At 69.2% G+C, this 16,870-nt stretch carries 10 protein-coding genes and 1 pseudogene; 7 read left to right on the top strand and 4 right to left on the bottom strand.

From position 1 onward, the window contains the following. Window position 1: 1 nt before the first annotated feature. Window positions 2-3,502, bottom strand: a complete 3,501-nt coding sequence (locus tag FFI97_RS11125; protein WP_139703114.1) for a DUF2126 domain-containing protein — start codon at window positions 3,500-3,502, stop codon at window positions 2-4. A 135-nt stretch (window positions 3,503-3,637) separates the two neighbouring features. Between FFI97_RS11125 and FFI97_RS11120 the strand changes: the two genes are divergently transcribed. The 4 genes from FFI97_RS11120 (at window position 3,638) to FFI97_RS11105 (ending at window position 9,369) form a co-directional block, all read left to right on the top strand. Then, window positions 3,638-6,091 carry a DNA internalization-related competence protein ComEC/Rec2 gene (locus tag FFI97_RS11120; protein ID WP_409574624.1) on the top strand — a complete coding sequence of 818 codons (2,454 nt, stop codon included), beginning with the start codon at window positions 3,638-3,640 and terminating at the stop codon, window positions 6,089-6,091. 98 nt (window positions 6,092-6,189) lie between these two features. Beyond that, window positions 6,190-7,686 carry a circularly permuted type 2 ATP-grasp protein gene (locus FFI97_RS11115; RefSeq protein ID WP_062476766.1) on the top strand — a complete coding sequence of 499 codons (1,497 nt, stop codon included), beginning with the start codon at window positions 6,190-6,192 and terminating at the stop codon, window positions 7,684-7,686. Between the two features lie 11 nt (window positions 7,687-7,697). After that, window positions 7,698-8,654, top strand: a complete 957-nt coding sequence (locus tag FFI97_RS11110) for an alpha-E domain-containing protein (protein WP_062476763.1) — start codon at window positions 7,698-7,700, stop codon at window positions 8,652-8,654. A 124-nt stretch (window positions 8,655-8,778) separates the two neighbouring features. Next, the gene (locus FFI97_RS11105; RefSeq protein ID WP_185993596.1) at window positions 8,779-9,369 is read left to right on the top strand and encodes a DUF1566 domain-containing protein; all 591 of its coding nucleotides are present in this window, start codon (window positions 8,779-8,781) and stop codon (window positions 9,367-9,369) included. A gap of 7 nt (window positions 9,370-9,376) precedes the next feature. Here FFI97_RS11105 and FFI97_RS11100 read toward each other — a convergent pair whose 3' ends face one another. After that, a complete protein-coding gene (locus tag FFI97_RS11100; RefSeq protein WP_139706308.1) occupies window positions 9,377-11,197 on the bottom strand; it encodes a sulfatase-like hydrolase/transferase in 1,821 nt (606 codons plus the stop codon). 42 nt (window positions 11,198-11,239) lie between these two features. Here FFI97_RS11100 and FFI97_RS11095 point away from each other — a divergent pair, with 42 nt between their 5' ends. Then, window positions 11,240-11,704, top strand: coding sequence for an SH3 domain-containing protein (locus FFI97_RS11095; protein WP_062476754.1), 465 nt, complete (start codon window positions 11,240-11,242; stop codon window positions 11,702-11,704). Between the two features lie 12 nt (window positions 11,705-11,716). On the opposite strand, the gene glpK is transcribed toward FFI97_RS11095, so the two are convergent. Both glpK and FFI97_RS11085 read right to left on the bottom strand, forming a co-directional pair. Further along, window positions 11,717-13,213, bottom strand: a complete 1,497-nt coding sequence (gene glpK, locus FFI97_RS11090; RefSeq protein WP_139706310.1) for a glycerol kinase GlpK — start codon at window positions 13,211-13,213, stop codon at window positions 11,717-11,719. 19 nt (window positions 13,214-13,232) lie between these two features. Beyond that, the gene (locus FFI97_RS11085) at window positions 13,233-14,003 is read right to left on the bottom strand and encodes a DeoR/GlpR family DNA-binding transcription regulator (RefSeq protein ID WP_062476748.1); all 771 of its coding nucleotides are present in this window, start codon (window positions 14,001-14,003) and stop codon (window positions 13,233-13,235) included. Window positions 14,004-14,125: 122 nt separating this feature from the next. On the opposite strand from FFI97_RS11085, the pseudogene glpD reads away from it, so the two are divergent. Then, window positions 14,126-15,797: pseudogene (glpD, locus tag FFI97_RS11080) on the top strand (glycerol-3-phosphate dehydrogenase). Continuing rightward, on the top strand, window positions 15,797-16,870 hold the full coding sequence (locus tag FFI97_RS11075) for an ABC transporter ATP-binding protein (RefSeq protein WP_139706313.1): 1,074 nt from the start codon (window positions 15,797-15,799) through the stop codon (window positions 16,868-16,870). The pseudogene glpD and the gene FFI97_RS11075 overlap by 1 nt, the downstream one beginning before the upstream one ends.

Raw genomic sequence — 16,870 nt, 5'->3', positions numbered from 1 at the left:
GTCAGCGCCGCAGGTCCAGCGTGAACGGAAACTCCCGGCTGCCCGGCAGCTCGATGGTGGCCGGCGGCGTGCGCAGCAGGCCCGGCGTGTGGCCGGTGCGCGTGAAGCGCGAGTGGCGGCGGCTCTCGGCCTCGTAGGCGTTGACCGGGAAGGTGTCGTAGTTGCGACCGCCCGGGTGGGCGACGAAGTACTGGCAACCGCCCAGCGAGCGCTTCATCCAGGTGTCGACGAGGTCGAAGGTCAGCGGTGCGTGGGCCGGAATGCTGGGGTGCAGCGCCGAGGGCGGGTTCCACGCCTTGTAGCGCACGCCGGCCACGAACTCGCCGGTGACGCCCGTGGGCTGCAGCGGCAGCACCTTGCCGTTGACGGTGACGACGTGGCGGCTTTCGTTCAGGCCGGTCACGCGCACCTCGATGCGCTCCAGCGACGAGTCGACATAGCGCACCGTGCCGCCGGCCGAGCCTTCCTCGCCCATCACGTGCCAGGGCTCCAGCGCGTTGCGCAGCGACAGCTCCACGCCCATCGACTGCATCTGGCCCACGAGCGGGAAGCGGAACTCGAAGTGCGGTGCGAACCAGTCGGCATCGAAGGCGAAGCCGGCCTGGCGCATCTCGCTGATGACGTCGTCGAAGTCCATCTTGACGAAGGTCGGCAGCAGGAAGCGGTCGTGCAGCTCGGTGCCCCAGCGGGTGACGGGCGCCTGGTAGGGCGCGTCCCAGAAGCGCGCCACGAGGGCGCGAATGAGCAATTGCTGCGCGATGCTCATGCGGGCATGCGGCGGCATTTCAAACGCGCGCAGTTCCAGGAGGCCGAGGCGGCCGGTGCTGGAGTCGGGCGAGTAGAGCTTGTCGATGCAGAACTCGCTGCGGTGCGTGTTGCCCGACACGTCGATCAGGATATTGCGCAGCGTGCGGTCGACCAGCCATGCGGGCATGTTCTGGCCGTAGATCTCGCGGTTCTTGGCGATCTCCTTCAGCGCGATCTCGAGCTCGTAGACCTGGTCGTTGCGGGCCTCGTCCACGCGCGGCGCCTGGCTGGTCGGGCCGATGAACATGCCCGAGAACAGGTAGCTCAGCGACGGGTGGTTGTGCCAGTACAGCAGCAGGCTGGCCAGCAGCTCGGGCCGGCGCAGGAAGGGGCTGTCGGCGGGCGTGGCGCCGCCCATCACGAAGTGGTTGCCGCCGCCGGTGCCGGTGTGGCGGCCGTCGGTCATGAACTTCTCGGCCGACAGGCGCGTCTCGAACGCGGCGTTGTAGAGGAACTCGGTGTGGTCGACCAGTTCCTTCCAGTTGTGGGCCGGGTGGATGTTGACTTCGATCACGCCCGGGTCGGGCGTCACGGCCAGCATCTTCAGGCGCGGATCGCGCGGCGGCGGATAGCCTTCCATCACGATGCGCACGCCCAGCTGCTGCGCGGTGGCTTCGACGGCGGCGACGAGGTCGAGGTAGTCCTCCAGGCGCGCCAGCGGCGGCATGAAGACGTAGAGCACGCCCGAGGCGCTGCCCTTTTTCTCGGCCGCCGGGCCGTTGGCGCGGCGCGGGTCGCGCACCTCGACGCACAGCGCGGTGCGCGTGACCCAGTGGGCCGATTCGCCGCGCAGCGGCTGGCGCGTGGCGGGCGTGGCGGCATCAGCCGCAGCTGCTGCATCGCCCTTCGCTGCATCGCCGGGGCTCTGCATGCGCAGCGACGCGGGCACCACGGGCGGCGCGCCGAAGGTGTAGGGCACCTCGCCCAGGTCGGCGCCGGCCACCGGGGTGGCGGTGGCATAGCGCGCGCGGTAGTCGGACGCGCTGGGCAACGCGGCGCGCGGCGCGGTCGGGTCGCGCTCGATGAGATACGGGTAGTCGCCCTTGCTGGCCCACGGCTGCGAGTCGAGCGGCAGGCGGTAGCCCATGGGCGAATCGCCCGGGATCAGGAACAGGCGGTCGTCGCGCAGGAACCAGGGGCCGGTCTTCCAGCCGGGGCCGGCGAGCGCGGGCGCGTCGCCGTTGGCGTTGCCGGGCTCGATGGGCAGCATGTAGCCGATCACCGCGTCGAGCTTCTGCGTGAACACGCGGCGCAGGCGCACGCGTTCGAGTTCGTCGTCGAGCTTGGAGTCGAAGGGGTCGACGTTCACCGGCAGGCGGCGTTCGCGCCACAGGTAGTAGTAGGTGTCCTCGTAGCCGGGCTGGATGTAGCGCTCGGTGAGGCCCAACTTGTGCGCCAGCACGGTGGTGAAGCGGCGCGCGTCTTCGCTCGTGTAGTGGGTGGGAAAGCGTTCGTCGGCGAACAGCTCGGGGTCGTGCCACAGCGTCTGGCCGTCGGCGCGCCAGAAGATCGACAGCGCCCAGCGCGGCAGCTGCTCGCCCGGGTACCACTTGCCCTGGCCGAAATGCAGGAAGCCGCCCTGGCCGTACTCGGCGCGCAGCTTGTGCACGAGCTCGGTGGCGTAGCCGCGCTTGGTGGGGCCGAGCGCGTCGGTGTTCCATTCGGGCGCGTCGCGGTCGCCGGTGGCCACGTAGGTCGGCTCGCCGCCCATCGTGAGGCGCACGTCGCCGGCCACGAGGCGCGCATCGACGGCGTCGCCGAGTGCGAGCACCTCGGCCCATTGCTCTTCGGTGTAGGGCTTGGTGACGCGCGGCGATTCGTAGATGCGCGTGACCGTCATCTCGTGGCTGAACTCGACCTCGGACTCGTCGACGCCGCCTTCGATGGGCGCGGCGCTCGACGGCGTGGGCGTGCAGGCCAACGGAATGTGGCCTTCGCCGGCCATGAGGCCCGAGGTGGCGTCCAGGCCGATCCAGCCGGCGCCCGGCAGGAACACCTCGCACCAGGCGTGCAGGTCGGTGAAGTCGACCGTGGTGCCGCTCGGGCCGTCGAGGGCCTTCACGTCGGGCGTGAGCTGGATCAGGTAGCCCGACACGAAGCGTGCGGCCAGGCCCATGTGGCGCAGCAGCTGCACCAGCAGCCAGCCTGAGTCGCGGCACGAGCCGCTGCCGTTGGTGAGCGTTTCTTCCGGCGTCTGCACGCCGGGCTCCATGCGGATGAGGTAGTTGACGTCCTGCTGCACCTGCTGGTTCAGGCCGACCAGGAAGTCGATGGTGCGTTGCTCCTTGCGGTCGACCTTGTCGAGGTAGGCCTCCAAGAGCGGCGTGACCGGATCGGCCACGAGGTAGGGCGCCAGCTCTTCGGCCTGCGAGGCCGTGTACTTGAACGGGAAGTTCTCGGCCTGCGGCTCGAGAAAGAAGTCGAAGGGGTTGTAGACCGCCATCTCGACCACGAGGTCGACCGTGACCTTGAACTCACGCGTTTTTTCGGGGAACACGAGCCGCGCCTGGTAGTTGGCGAACGGGTCCTGCATCCAGTTGACGAAGTGCTCGGCCGGTTCGACCCGCAGCGAATACGAGATCACATTGCTGCGGCAATGGGGCGCGGGGCGCAGTCGCACGACTTGCGGGCCCAACTGCACCAGGCGGTCGTATGTGTAGTGGGTGACGTGGTGGAGTGCGGCGTGGATGGACATGCGTAGGGGCGTGCAGTGCAGCGAGGTTGCATCGAAAAGATGTCTCTGGTGAGACGCATACTAGCCCAGTTGCCAAGCAATTAACGCGCCATCGAGCGTGGGTTGGGGGAGGGTTTGCATCATGGATTCCGGGGTGTGTGGGGAGGGCAGTCGCGGCGTGCGTCCGAGGCCGTCGCGGGTGGGACGGGGGCCTTCGTTGCGCTGGGCGGCACGCTGCTCGGCGCGGCGGTGCAGCTGCGCCAGCCGCTGTTGTGGGCGGCGGGTGTCTACGTCGCGTTGCTGCTGGCGGGGCTCGGTGGCGGATGGCTGCTGTGGCGGTGGCGTGGGCCTCGGCTGCTCGTTCTGATGCTGTCGCTTGTCTGCGGCGCGATGGCCGGCGCGGGGCTCGCCGGATGGCGCGCGACGGCCTACGCGCAGGGGGCGCTGAGCCCGCAACTGGAAGGGCGCGACCTGCGCCTCACGGGCGTGGTCTCGCAGATGCCGCAACCCGGCGAGATCGGAACGCGCTTCCGTTTCGACGTGGAGGCGGCGCAGTGGGCCGAGGCCTCCGATGAGGCGCCACCGACGGTGCCGCCGCGCATCGCACTCGCCTGGTACGGCGAGTACAGCGGGATGTGGGAGCAGCCCGCCGAGCGGCGTGCCTCCGTCGCACGCACCGTGGGCGAGGTGCATGCCGGCCAGCGCTGGCAACTGACCGTGCGCCTGCGCGCGCCGCACGGCAACCTCAATCCGCATGGCTTCGACAGCGAGCTGTGGGCGTGGGAGCAGGGCGTGCATGCGCAGGGCCATGTGCGGGCCGGTGCGCGCGACCCCGCGCCGCGCCTGCTGGGCACGACGTGGCGGCACCCGATCGAGCGGGCGCGCGAGGCCGTGCGCGATGCCGTCTTCGCCCGCGTGGACGATCGGCGTCAGGCCGGCGTGATCGCCGCGCTCGTCACCGGCGACCAGGGCGCCATCGACCGTGCCGACTGGGACGTGTTCCGCGCCACCGGCGTGGCGCACCTGATGTCGATCTCGGGCCTGCACATCACCTTGTTCGCATGGTTCGCGGCGCATGTCGTGGGCGCGCTCTGGCGGCGCAGCAGCCGGCTCATGCTGCGGCTGCCCGCGCAACAGGCCGCGCTCGCGGGCGGCGTGCTGCTGGCCGCGCTCTATGCGCTCTTCAGCGGCTGGGGCGTGCCTTCGCAGCGCACGGTCTGGATGCTCGCGGCCGTGGCGCTGCTGCGCCTGACCGGTCGGCGCTGGCCGTGGCCGCATGTCTGGCTGCTGACGGCGGCGGTCGTGGTGGCCGCCGACCCGTGGGCGCTGCTGCAGGCCGGCTTCTGGCTCAGCTTCGTGGCCGTGGCGGTGCTGTTCGCCTCCGCGACGGCGGTGCCGGGCGGGGGGCGGGTGGGCGCGCTCACGCGCCTGGGTCGCTTCTTTCGCGAGCAATGGATGATCACGCTGGCGCTCACGCCGCTGAGCCTGCTGCTGTTCCAGCAGGTGTCGGCGGTCGGGCTGGTGGCCAACGCGCTCGCGATCCCGTGGGTGACGCTGGTGATCACGCCGCTGGCGATGCTCGGCGTGGCGGTGCCGCCGCTGTGGGACGTGGCGGCTGGCGCCGTGAAGCTGTTCGCGCTGCTGCTGCAGGCGCTCGCCGGCCTGCCGTTCGCCACGCTGTCGATGGCTGCGCCGCCTCCGTGGCTGGCCGCAAGCGGCGTGGCAGGCGGCGTGCTGTTGGCGATGCGCCTGCCGTGGTCGATGCGCGCGCTCGGCCTGCCGCTGCTGTTGCCGGTGCTCCTGTGGCAGCCAGTGCGGCCTGCAGTGGGCGAATTCGACCTGCTCGCCGCCGACATCGGGCAGGGCAACGCGGTGCTCGTGCGCACCGCCACGCACAGCCTGCTGTACGACGCCGGCCCGCGCTACGGGCTCGACAGCGACGCGGGCCACCGCGTGCTCGTGCCGCTGCTGCGCGCACGCGGCGAACGGCTCGACCTGCTGTTGCTGAGCCACCGCGACATCGACCACACCGGCGGCGCCCCCGCCGTGCTCGCCATGCAGCCGCAGGCGGCACTGCTGAGCTCCATCGAGGCCGGGCACCCGCTGCAGGCGCTGCGCCCCGCGCGCCGCTGCGAGGCCGGGCAGCGCTGGACCTGGGACGGGGTGGATTTCGAGGTGCTGTTTCCCTTCGACAGCGACTACCTCGGCTTCACGCGGCCCAATGCCGTGTCGTGCGTGCTGCGCATCGGCAACGGCCGCGCCACGGTTCTATTGGCGGGCGATATCGAACGGCTGCAGGAGGCCGCGCTGGTGTCGCGAACGCCCGGGCTGTCGGCCGACGTGCTGCTGGTGCCGCACCACGGCAGCAAGACCTCGTCGAGCGAGGTTTTCCTGGATGCCGTGCGCCCGCGCATTGCGCTCGTGCAGGCCGGCTACCGCAGCCGCTTCGGTCACCCGGCGCCCGAGGTGGTGGCGCGCTATGTCGAACGTGGCGTGCGGGTGGTCGGCAGCCCGCGCTGCGGCGCCGCCCATTGGGCGAGCCCGACGCCGGACGAGCTGAAGTGTGAACGCGCGCACGACCTGCGCTACTGGCGCCACCGCATGCCCTGAAGGTCCGAAACGCCAAATGCCCTCGCATCGGGCCCAAACCTAGGGCTTCTACTGGCCTCGAACTTGCTAAGCTATGGCTCAAGGAGATTGGTCGTTCCATGCACAAATTCGACGAGATGTATGAGCAGCTCCCCTATGCGGGCGCTGCAATCCGACAGCACTACAAGCGCTACGACCAATGGCTTGCGAAGCAACCCGGTGAGGTGATGCGATCGCGGCGTGAAGAGGCGGAAATGATTTTCCGCCGGGTCGGCATCACCTTCGCGGTGTACGGCGCCAAGGACGAGGACGGCTCCGGCACCGAGCGGCTGATCCCGTTCGACCTGCTGCCCCGGATCATTCCCTCCCACGAGTGGGAGAGCATGGAAAAGGGGCTGGTGCAGCGTGTCACGGCGCTCAACCGCTTCCTGTACGACGTGTACCACGACCAGGAAATCATCAAGGCCGGCATCATCCCGGCCGAGCAGATCCTGAACAACGCCCAGTTCCGCCCCGAGATGATGGGCGTGAACGTGCCGCACAACGTCTACTCGAACATCTCGGGCATCGACATCGTGCGCGCCCCCGATGCCCAGGGCAACGGCGAGTACTACGTGCTCGAAGACAACCTGCGCGTGCCCAGCGGCGTGAGCTACATGCTCGAGAACCGCAAGATGATGATGCGGCTCTTCCCGGAGCTCTTCAACCAGAACCGCATCGCGCCGGTCGCCCACTATCCCGACCTGCTGCTCGAAACGCTGCGCGCCAGCGCGCCGCCGGCCACGGCCGAGCCCACGGTGGTGGTGCTCACGCCCGGCATGTACAACAGCGCCTACTTCGAGCATGCCTTCCTGGCCCAGCAGATGGGCGTGGAGCTGGTCGAGGGGCAAGACCTGTTCGTGAAGGACGACTTCGTCTACATGCGCACCACGCGCGGCCCGGTGCGGGTCGACGTGATCTACCGCCGCGTCGACGACGACTTCCTCGACCCCGAGGTGTTCCGCCCGACCTCCACCCTCGGCTGCGCGGGCCTCATGCGTGCCTACCGCCAGGGCAACGTCGTGATCTGCAATGCCGTGGGCACCGGCGTGGCCGACGACAAGTCGATCTACCCCTACGTGCCGAAGATGGTCGAGTTCTACCTCGGCGAGAAGCCGATCCTGAAGAACGTGCCCACCTACATGTGCCGCAACAAGGACGAGCTGCAGTACACGCTCGACAACATGAAGGACCTGGTCGTCAAGGAGGTGCACGGCGCCGGCGGCTACGGCATGCTCATCGGCCCGGCCGCCACGCAGGCCGAGATCGAAGACTTCAAGAAGGCCGTCATCGCCAAGCCCGACGGCTACATCGCCCAGCCCACGCTGAGCCTGTCGACCTCGCCGACCTTCGTCGACGCCGGCATCGCGCCGCGCCACATCGACCTGCGCCCCTTCGTGCTCTCGGGCAGCGAGGTGCAGATGGTGCCCGGCGGCCTCACGCGCGTGGCGCTCAAGGAAGGGTCGCTGGTGGTCAACTCGTCGCAGGGCGGCGGCACCAAGGACACCTGGATTCTCGAAGCGGACCGCACGGCCAAGCCGAAGGCGGCCACGCAGTCGCAAAGCCAATCGCAGTAGGAGCACCCACGATGCTGTCCCGCACCGCAGACCACCTCTACTGGATGTCGCGCTACACCGAGCGCGCCGAGAACACGGCGCGCATGCTCGACGTCAACTACCAGACCTCGCTGCTGCCGCAGTCGGCCGAGGTTGCCAAGTACGGCTGGCAGGGCGTGCTCTCGATCAGCGAATTGCTGCCCTGGTACAGCAAGAAGTACGACCAGATCACGCCCAACGAAGTCATGGAGTTCATGGTCAAGGACGAGAGCAATCCGTCGTCGATCGTCTCCTGCCTGAAGGCGGCGCGCGAGAACGCGCGTGCCGTGCGCGGCGCGCTCACCACCGAAGCCTGGGAAACGCAGAACACCACCTGGCTCGAAGTGAACCGCATGCTGCGCGCCGGCGATTTCGAGCGCGACCCGGGCCAGTTTTTCGAGTGGGTCAAGTTCCGCTCGCACCTGTCGCGCGGCGTCACGCTGGGCACCATGCTCCAGGATGAGGCGTTCTACTTCTCGCGCCTTGGCACCTTTTTGGAGCGTGCCGACAACACGGCGCGCCTGGTCGACGTGAAGTTCCACGCGCTCAACAGCGAGTTCTTCGGCGCCGCCACCGAGGAAGACCAAGAGTACGACTTCTATCACTGGAGCGCGATCCTGCGCAGCGTCTCGGCCTTCGAGGTCTACCGCAAGGTGTATCGCGACGTGATCAAGCCCGAGCGCGTGGCCGAGCTGCTCATTCTTCGCGCCGACATGCCGCGCTCGCTGCACGCGAGCCTGGTCGAGGTGGTCAACAACCTCGCGAAGGTGCAGAACGAGCAGAGCGCCGAAACCCAACGCCGCGCCGGCAAGCTGCTGGCCGACCTGCAGTACGCGCGGGTCGACGAGATCCTGGCGACGGGCCTGCATGCCTACCTCACGCAGTTCCTCGACCGGGTGAACGAGCTGGGCGGGCGGATCAGCCAGGACTTCCTGGTGCCGGCGCACTGACGGTGCATTGAATCGACGTCCTGCGGGCCCAAGCCGGCCCCGGGACCTCGCACCCCCGGCGGTAGCATTCGAGTTCGATCTCGATCCAAGTTGCTGACCGCAGGGAGTTCTCATGAAGAAATCAATGCTTGCCCGTGATGGCAAGTGGATGGCTGCCGCCTTGGCGGCAGTCGCGTTGCTCGCCGGCTGCGACCAGTCCGCCTCACCGAAAGAACAAGCCTCCGCGCAGGTATCGACGGCCGTCGTCGTCGATGCCGCCACCGGATTGCGCTGGCTGCGCTGCGCCTTGGGGCAGACCTGGCAGGGTGGCCGTTGCATCGGCGAGGCCGAAGCCCTGAGCCTGATGGACGCGCAGGAACGCGTGCAGGCGCTCAACATCAAGGGCCATGAAGGCATCTCGCAATGGCGGCTGCCGACCATCGTGGAGCTGGCGGCGCTGCGGCGTTGTGACCATGGCCTGGTCGACGAGACCTTCACGCTCGAATTGAGCCCCGAACGGGAGCCCGTCACCGTGCCCCGGTGGTGCGCCCGCGAAACCTCCGTTCCCACCATCGACAGCGCACGCTTTCCCGACACGCCGCTGCGCAAGTTCTGGTCGGGCTCGGGCAGCGAGGCCGCGCAGCACTTCTATGCCGTGGACTTCAGCAATGCGTGGATCGGCCAGAACGAGGAGGCCGAGGCCACCCACGCCGTGCGGCCGGTGGCCGATCGCTGACCTCCCGCTACTTCGAGAACGACTCCACCACCACCGGAATCTCCGGCGCCTGCCACTGGTAGGCATCGCCCAGCACATTGCGCTCGGCCTTCTGCCCGCTCCAGCGGATGCCCAGCAGGTCCATCAGGCTCCAGCCGGCCCAGTCCGCGCGGAAGGGCTGCTGCGTAGCGGCACCGGTGGGCAGCGGCTCGCGGTTGCGCCAGACGACGGCGGGGATGCGGTAGCCCGAGGCGGTCGCGGGGCTGTGGCCCGCGCGGTCGCTGCCGTGGCCGACTTCCTGGCCGTGGTCCGACAGGTACATCCAGGCGCGATAGTCGTCCGGTTTGCCGGTGCTGCGGGTCTGCTGCAGCAGTTCCGACACCACGAAGTCGTGGTACAGCAGGGCCGCGTCGTACTCCTGGCGGAAGTGGCGCACCCAGGCCGAGCGGCCGTCCTTCACGAGGCCGTTCTCGACCGCGTCGACGCTGTCGTCGAAGGGATTGGCGTTCTCGGGAAAGCGCAGGCTGTAGTGCGGGTGCGCGCCCATCAGGTGGACCACGATGAGCTTGCGCTCGGTGCTGGTGTCGGCAAAGGCCTCCTGCACGCAGTCGAGGATCTCGCCGTCGAGCGAGGCGCTGGCGCGGCCCGGCGTGCGGTTCACCATGTCGACGACGTCGGCGTAGCGCGCGTGCTGCTGCTCGATGGCGAGGTCGTCGTGGTTGCTGATCCACCAGACCTTGTAGCCGGCGGCGCGCGCCAGGGCCAGCAGGTGGGGCGGGCTGTCGCCGTTCCCGTTGTTTCCGTCGTTTCCATTCGCGGGCTGGCCGAAATGGAACATGTTGCGCAGCGCGGGCAGGGTGCTCGCGTCCACCGACCACGCATTGCGCAGCACGGCCATGCGATCGCCTTCCTGCGCCTTGTGCGCCTGCAGGCGCGGCGTGGTCGGGCGGCCGTAACCGTACAGGCCCATGTTGTCGCGGTTGATGCTGTCGGTGATCACCAGCACGACGGTGGACGGTCCCTCGCGCGTGATCACCGGTGCGATCTGCCGGGCCTGGGCCATCTGCGCATCGCGGGTTTTTTCCTGGTCGGCCCAGGCGGCGCGCTGGTCGTGCAGCGACTGCGACCACTGGGTCCAGAAGACGACCGGGTGCAGCCGGCGCCAGGGCTTGCTCACGTAGGCGACGCAGGCGGCCAGCAGGATGAGCAGCAGCAGCGAGCGCGCCCAGAACGGCCGACGCGCACGCGGCGCCGTGGCACCGCGTCGCGCGAACAGGCCCGCCAGCAGGCCCGCCGCCACGAGCGCGGCCGACCAGACGACGGCGGAGCGCCAGTGCATGCGCAGGTACTCGGCGCTTTCCCGCGCGTTGGTGTTGGCCGCGGCGCCCAGCACCATGGCGCTGTCGGGCGCGGCCTGGTAGGTGTCGAGCAGGTAGGCGCGGACCACGGCGTCCAGGCCGAAGCCCATGACCCAGAGCCACACGAGCGCCGTGCGCCAGCGCCGCAGGCGCGCGCTGTGCAGCGGCCACAGCAGCCAGAGCACGGGCGGCGCGGCGAGCACCGCGAGCTGGGCAATGCGGCGGCCGTCGTGGCCCAGGGCGATCAGCGCCAGCAGCGTCGCGCCGACCACGCCACAGGCCAGCAGGGCGCTGGAGGGAGGACGCGGGGCGTCGGTGGCGGGATGTGTCAAGCGCGGCGCGGGGAGTCGAGGGGCGGCCGAATTCTGCCCCGCACCCTGCCGCGACACGGCCAGTGTCCCGACCCTCGCGGGGTCTTTGGAGTGCGGCTCAGGGATATCCCCGCGGAACTTATCGGCGCTCAGCGTCCCAGAGGGGGCTTCGACCGGCATTTGCCGGACCTCCCGTGTCTTCTCGAAAGGAACCCTCGCCCCATGGCCCGATTCAGTCGCCGACTGCCCGCGCTCCTGCTCGCATTCTTCTTCTCGTGGATGCTGCTGCCGTCCGCCTTTGCCGCGCAGCCGCAGATGGTCAGTGTCGCGGTCAAGACCCTGAACATGCGCACCGCCCCCAGCCAGCGCGCAGAGGCGCACTGGACAGTGAGCCGGGGTTATCCGCTGCGCGTGATCGGCCGCAAGGGCGACTGGCTGCGCGTCACCGATTTCGAGAACGACAAGGCCTGGGTCTTCCGTTCGATGACGAGCAAGACGCCGCACCACGTCGTGAAGGCGAAGACGGCGCAGTTGCGCCGCGCACCCGGCGCGCGCAGCCCGGTGGTGAAGAAGGCCGTGTACGGCGACGTGCTGCGCACCCTCGAGCGCCGCGGCGACTGGGTGAAGGTGCGCCACGAAGGCGGCACCACCGGCTGGGTGCTGAAGCGCTCCCTCTGGGGTTGGTAAGCCCGCGCCCGCTCAGGTCGCGGTGGCCTGGCGCACCGCGCGCTCCCAGCGCGCCATCGATTCCTCGGCCTGCGCACGGCCCATGGTCGGCATGAAGCGGCGCTCCACCTTCCACAGCTTCGAGAGCTGGCGCGCGTCGGTGTAGACGCCGGTCGACAGTCCCGCGAGGTAGGCCGCGCCCAGCGCGGTGGTCTCGACCACCTCGGGCCGCACCACCGGAATGCCCAGCAGGTCGGCCTGGAACTGCATCAGCAGGTCGTTCACGCTCGCGCCGCCGTCCACGCGCAGCTCGGCCACGGGCTTGCCGCCCGCGGCCACGGCGTCGCGGCTCATGGCTTGCAGCAGCGCGGCGCTTTGGTACGCGATGCTTTCCAGCGCGGCGCGCGCGATGTGCGCGACCGTGGTGCCGCGCGTGAGGCCGGTGATCGTGCCGCGCGCGTCCGCGTCCCAGTAGGGCGCGCCCAGGCCGGTGAAGGCCGGCACCATCATCACGCCGCCCGCATCGGGCACGCTCTCGGCGAGCGATTGCACCTCGGCGCTGCCCTTGATGGCCTTGAGGCCGTCGCGCAGCCACTGCACCACGGCGCCGCCGACGAACACGCTGCCTTCCATCGCGTACTGCGGGGTGGCGTCGGCCTGCGCGGCGCTGGTCACGAGCAGGCCGTTGTGCGAGGGCTGGAACGCGCCGCCCGTGTGCATCAGCAAAAAGCAGCCGGTGCCGTAGGTGTTCTTGGCCATGCCGGCCTCGAAGCAGGCCTGGCCGAAGAGGGCGCTCTGCTGGTCGCCGGCCACGCCGCCGATGGGCAGCGCATGGCCCAGCAGTGCGGCGTCGGTGTCGGCGAAGTGCGAGCTCGAGGGCTGCACCTTCGGCATCAGCGCGGCGGGGATGTCGAGCGCCTTCAGCAGGTCGGCGTCCCAGTCGTTCGTGTGCACGTTGAAGAGCATGGTGCGCGAGGCGTTGCTCACGTCGGTCACGTGCACCTTGCCGCCGGTGAGCTGCCACATGAGCCAGCTGTCGACTGTGCCGAAAGCGAGTTCGCCGCGTTCGGCCTGGGCGCGCGCGCCGGGCACGTTGTCGAGCAGCCAGCGCAGCTTGGTGCCCGAGAAATACGCGTCGATCACCAGGCCGGTCTTCTCGCGGATGGTGTCGCTCAGGCCCTGTTCGCGCAGCTGCGCACACAGCGGTTCGGCGCGGCGGTCCTGCCAGACGATGGCGTGGTGCACCGGCTGGCCGGTGGTGCGATTCCACAGCACGGTGGTCTCGCGCTGGTTGGTGATGCCGATGGCGTGGATGTCGGCGGGCTGCAGCTTCGCCTTGGCCAGCACCTCGCGCGCGGTGGCCAGCTGGCTGCGCCAGATTTCCATCGGGTCGTGCTCGACCCAACCGGGCTGCGGGTAGATCTGCGTGAGCTCTTTCTGCGCGATGGCGACGATGCGGCCTTCGCGGTCGAACACGATGCTGCGCGAGCTGGAGGTGCCCTGGTCCAGGGCAAGCAGGTAGGTGGTCATTCGATGAGTCTGATGGGGTTCAGTTGTCGCGCGCGATCTCCAGGCGCACCTGCGCGGCGTGCAGCAGGTCGGGGAAGGGCGGCGGCGGCGCGGCGTCGGTGAACAGGCGGTCGATCTGCGAGAGCGTGCCCAGCTGGATCATGGCCGGCCGGTTGAACTTGCTCGCGTCGGCCGCCAGCCACACCTCGCGCGCCTGGGCAATGATGGTCTGTGCGACCTTCACCTCGCGCAGGTCGAAGTCGCGCAGCGAGCCGTCGGCCTCGATGCTCGACACGCCGATGAGCGCGATGTCGACCTTGAACTGGCGGATGAAGTCGATGGTGGCCTCGCCCACCACGGCGCGGTCGCGCGGGCGCACCGAGCCGCCGGCCACGATCACCTCGCAGGCCGTGTTGCCGCTGAGGATGGTCGCCACGTTCAGGTTGTTGGTGATCACGCGCAGGCCCGTGTGGCGCATCAGCGCCTTGGCGATGGCCTCGGTGGTGGTGCCGATGTTCAGGATGAGCGAACAGTCGTTGGGCACCAGCTCGGCCACGCGGCGCGCAATGCGCGCTTTTCCGTCAGCGTTGAGCGTTTCGCGCTGCTGGTAGCCGATGTTCTCGGTGGTCGAACTCGGCACGCGCACGCCGCCGTGGAAGCGCGTGAGCAAACCCGCATCGGCCAGCCGCTGCACGTCGCGCCGCACGGTCTGCAGCGTGACGCCCAGCATGTCGGCGAGCTGTTCGACGGTGACCGAACCGCGCGCGCGCACGGTGTCGAGGAGGTTGATCTGGCGCGGGTTGGAGTTCACAGAGGCGTCGTGGAAAGCGGAAAGACTGGGGTCGAGGGTACAGGCCGCGTCACTTTAAAACGAAAGAAAACGAAGCCGAGTAAGGGAAAACTCGGAGGAAAATCGCGCCAAAAGGAATCCAAATGAAAAAACGCGAAAATACAATCTCGGCCTTTGCTGACAAAAGTCACGAACCTACGGACCTCCAGCCTGTGACCGATTTCTCCTCTCCAGCGGCCGAACCCGCCACCGATTGCGATGTGCTGATCGTCGGCGGTGGCATCAACGGCTGCGGCATTGCGCGCGACCTCGCCGGCCGGGGCTGGCGCGTGGTCCTGTGCGAGAAGGACGACCTGGCCTCGCACACCTCGTCGTCGTCCACCAAGCTGATCCACGGCGGGCTGCGCTACCTCGAGTACTACGAGTTCTCGCTGGTGCGCAAGGCGCTGCAGGAGCGCGAGGTGCTGCTCAAGAGCGCGCCGCACATCATGTGGCCGCTGCGCTTCGTGATGCCGCACGACCCCTCGATGCGCCCGGCCTGGATGATCCGCATCGGCCTGTTCATGTACGACCACCTCGCCAAGCGCGAGGTGCTGCCGCCGTCGCGCGGCATCGACCTGCGCCAGCATCCGGCCGGCGCGCCGCTCAAGGCGCAGTACAAGCGCGGCTTCGTGTACTCCGACGGCTGGGTCGACGATGCGCGGCTTGTGGTGCTCAACGCCATCGACGCGCGCTCGAAGGGCGCCGAAGTGCTCACGCGCACGCGCTGCATCCATGCGCAGCGCGGCGCCGAGGGCTGGGTCGCCACGCTCGAAGGCCCCGACGGCGCGCACCGCACCGTGCGCGCACGCGCCGTGGTGAACGCGGCCGGCCCGTGGGCCGAATCCTTCCTGCGCGGCGTGGCCCAGTCGGCGCGCGGCGAGGCGCTGGCCACCAAGAGCCTGCGGCTCGTGAAGGGCAGCCACATCATCGTGCCGCGCCTGTTCGACCACGACCACGCCTACATCTTCCAGAACCCCGACAAGCGGATCATCTTCGCCATTCCCTACCAGGGCGCGTTCACGCTGATCGGCACCACCGACATCGAGATCAGCGGCGACGACCCCGGCGCCGCGCGCATCGCGCAGGAAGAAATCGACTACCTGTGCACCCAGGCCAGCCGCTACTTCGACAAGGCCATCGTGCCGGCCGACGTGGTCTGGACCTACTCGGGCGTGCGCCCGCTGCTGGACGACGCCTCGGGCGACCCCTCGGCCGTCACGCGCGACTACCTGCTCGAGTCGAACACCACCGCCGCGCCGCTGCTGTCGGTGTGGGGCGGCAAGATCACCACCTTCCGCAAGCTGGCCGAGGACGCGGCCGACGAGGTCGGCAAGATGCTCGGCCAGTCGAATGCCCAGCGCCCGGCCTGGACCGACGGCGCCTTCCTGGCCGGCGGCGACCTGTCGGCCTGGATCGGCGCGCCCAAGCGCCCCGACGACGACTTCGGCCGCTTCGTCGCCGCCGTGCAGGCCAAGTACCCCTGGCTCGACGCCCAGGTCGCTGCGACTGGCGCGCGGCTACGGCGCGCGCGTGGCCGAACTGATCGGCGAGGCGCAGTCGCTGGCCGACATGGGCGCCGAGGTGGCGCCCGGCCTGTACGAGCGCGAGCTGCGCTTTTTGCAGGCGCGCGAGTGGGCCGTGAGCTCGGACGACGTGCTCTGGCGCCGCACCAAGCTCGGCCTGCACTACACGCCCGCCGAGCGCGAGCAGGTGGCGATCTGGCTGCAGGCCCATGCAAAGAACAACAACGCAGTGGAAGTGGAGGTGAGCTGATGCAGCTGACTCTGGAGCGCGTCACCAAGAAGGTCGGCGCGCAAACCTGGCTCTACGAGCAGAGCATTGCGCCCAAAAGCGGCGCGGTGACCGTGCTGCTCGGCGCCACGCAGGCCGGCAAGACCAGCCTGATGCGCCTCATGGCCGGGCTCGACACGCCGAGCACCGGGCGTGTGCTGGTCGACGGCAAGGACGTCACCGGCACGCCGGTGCGCGAGCGCAATGTCGCGATGGTCTACCAGCAGTTCATCAACTACCCCTCGCTCAAGGTGGCCGACAACATCGCCTCGCCGCTGAAGCTGCGCGGCGAGTCGAACATCGATGCGCGCGTGAGGGCGCTGGCCGACAAGCTGCACATCGGCATGTTCCTGGACCGCCTGCCGGCCGAGCTGTCGGGCGGCCAGCAGCAGCGTGTGGCGCTGGCGCGCGCGCTCGCCAAGAACGCACCGCTGATGCTGCTCGACGAGCCGCTGGTCAACCTCGACTACAAGCTGCGCGAAGGCTTGCGCGAAGAACTCACGCAGCTCTTCGCCACCGGCGACTCGACCGTGATCTACGCCACCACCGAGCCCGGCGAAGCACTGCTGCTGGGCGGCTACACGGCCGTGATGGACGCCGGCGAGCTGCTGCAGTACGGCCCGACCGCCGAGGTGTTCCACGCGCCGCAGTCGCTGCGCGTGGCGCGCGCCTTCAGCGATCCGCCGATGAACCTGCTGGCGGGCACGGCGGCGGCCGGCCGCGTGCAACTGGCGGGCGGCCCGGCGCTGGCGCTGGCACTGCCCGAGAGCACCTCGGGCACGGTCACGGTCGGTCTGCGTGCGAGCGCATTGAATGTCGACGCAGGGGAGGGCGACATCGCCTTGCCCGGCAAGGTGGAGCTGGCCGAAATTTCGGGCTCCGACACCTTCGTGCACGTCGATACCGCGGTGGGCGAACTGGTGGCGCAGCTCACCGGTGTGCACCGCTTCGAGCTGGGCGCTTCGATCACGCTGTACTTCAGCGCATCGCAAGCCTATGTGTTCGATGCCAGCGAAAAGCTGGCGCTGGCGCCCGCATGGCGCAAAGGAGCTTGA

It is taken from the genome of Variovorax sp. KBS0712 (assembly GCF_006323185.2).
In the GTDB taxonomy this organism is placed as follows: domain Bacteria; phylum Pseudomonadota; class Gammaproteobacteria; order Burkholderiales; family Burkholderiaceae_C; genus Variovorax; species Variovorax boronicumulans.
The sequence above is the reverse complement of the archived record's forward strand: the minus strand, read 5'-3'. Positions and strand labels throughout refer to the sequence as shown.

Coding starts and splice junctions, on each gene's coding strand:
- FFI97_RS11125 (WP_139703114.1), bottom strand. CDS start 3,502: ATGTCCATCCACGCCGCACTCCACCACGTCACCCACTACACATACGAC.
- FFI97_RS11115 (WP_062476766.1), top strand. CDS start 6,190: ATGCACAAATTCGACGAGATGTATGAGCAGCTCCCCTATGCGGGCGCT.
- FFI97_RS11110 (WP_062476763.1), top strand. CDS start 7,698: ATGCTGTCCCGCACCGCAGACCACCTCTACTGGATGTCGCGCTACACC.
- FFI97_RS11105 (WP_185993596.1), top strand. CDS start 8,779: ATGCTTGCCCGTGATGGCAAGTGGATGGCTGCCGCCTTGGCGGCAGTC.
- FFI97_RS11100 (WP_139706308.1), bottom strand. CDS start 11,197: ATGCCGGTCGAAGCCCCCTCTGGGACGCTGAGCGCCGATAAGTTCCGC.
- FFI97_RS11095 (WP_062476754.1), top strand. CDS start 11,240: ATGGCCCGATTCAGTCGCCGACTGCCCGCGCTCCTGCTCGCATTCTTC.
- glpK (WP_139706310.1), bottom strand. CDS start 13,213: ATGACCACCTACCTGCTTGCCCTGGACCAGGGCACCTCCAGCTCGCGC.
- FFI97_RS11075 (WP_139706313.1), top strand. CDS start 15,797: ATGCAGCTGACTCTGGAGCGCGTCACCAAGAAGGTCGGCGCGCAAACC.